This is a genomic window from Roseomonas rosulenta (assembly GCF_016106005.1).
GTDB lineage: Bacteria > Pseudomonadota > Alphaproteobacteria > Acetobacterales > Acetobacteraceae > Neoroseomonas > Neoroseomonas rosulenta.
This window is the reverse complement of record NZ_JACADR010000576.1, coordinates 1-1,010: the sequence shown is the minus strand read 5'-3', so window position 1 is coordinate 1,010 and position 1,010 is coordinate 1. Positions and strand designations below refer to the sequence as shown.

The 1,010-nt window shown below is 76.1% G+C and carries 1 protein-coding gene; it reads right to left on the bottom strand.

Going from position 1 to position 1,010, the window contains the following annotated elements:
- Positions 1-188 precede the first annotated feature (188 nt).
- Positions 189-779 carry a nucleotide exchange factor GrpE gene (locus HW578_RS26960; RefSeq protein WP_198373768.1) on the bottom strand — a complete coding sequence of 197 codons (591 nt, stop codon included), beginning with the start codon at positions 777-779 and terminating at the stop codon, positions 189-191.
- Between the last annotated feature and the right edge of the window lie 231 nt (positions 780-1,010).

Genomic DNA, 1,010 nt, shown 5'->3' with positions numbered 1-1,010 from the left:
ACGGGGGCAGCGGCGGGTGCCGCGACGGGGGGCGGCGCGGCCGGCGGCTGGCAGGCCGCCAGCGCGAGCGGAAGCAGCGCCATGGCCGCCGTAATGATGCGCATCGCCTGTCCTTCCCTCGCCGCCCGCGGCCCGTGCCGCGCGGCCCTTCCGCCGCGACCCCGCCCGGCGTCGCCGGGCTGGCCTGGCTACTTCCCCACCACCACCATGGCCGGCTTCAGCAGGCGCCCGTTCAAGGTCCAGGCCGGCGTCCAGCAGGCCACGACCGAGCCCGGCGCGACACCCGGCGGGGCGGGCTGCTCGGCCATCGCCTGGTGCATCTCCGGATCGAAGGGCTTGCCGGTCGGGTCGTCGCGCTTCACGCCGTTGCGTTCCAGGATGCCGAGGAAGGCGCGTTCCACCCCTTCGATCCCGTCTCGGATCTTCGTCAGCACCTCGGGCTCGCCTTCCGCCTTGGCGGGCAGGGCGTCGATGCCGCGGCGCAGGTTCTCGGCCGCTTCCACAACGTCGCGGGCGAATTTCTGGGTGGCATAGGCGCGCGCTTCCTGCACGTCCCGCGTGGTGCGGGCGCGCAGGTTCTGCATCTCGGCCTCGGCGCGCAGCCAGCGATCCTTGAGCGTCGCAGTCTCGGCCTCGAGGGCGGCGATGCGTTCCTCAGTGGTGGGTTCGGGGGGCGGGGCCTCGGCCTCGGCGGCGGGCCCGTCGGTCGCGGCGGAGGCCGGCGCCTCGGCCGCGCCGGGGGCGTGCGGGTCTTTCGGGGTGTCCTGCGTGTGGGTCATGTCGGGATCGCGTCTCATGTCGCGGGCGCGGCCGGATGGTCGCGCGGTTGCATCTCACCTAGGCGCCTCGACTGCCGGGGGCAAGCGGGGTGGGCCCCGCGGCAGGGAAGGGCGGCCTCAGGGCGCCGCGGCGGCCATCATCCTGTCGAGCGCCGGCGAGAGTCCGACCTGCGGCGCCTGCGCGGCGCGCGGCGCCGGCACCGCCCCGGCCAGGGCCGCGGCCAGCCCGCA

Excerpts from the sequence above, each read along its gene's own strand:
- HW578_RS26960 (WP_198373768.1), bottom strand. The coding sequence starts at position 779 with ATGACCCACACGCAGGACACCCCGAAAGACCCGCACGCCCCCGGCGCG.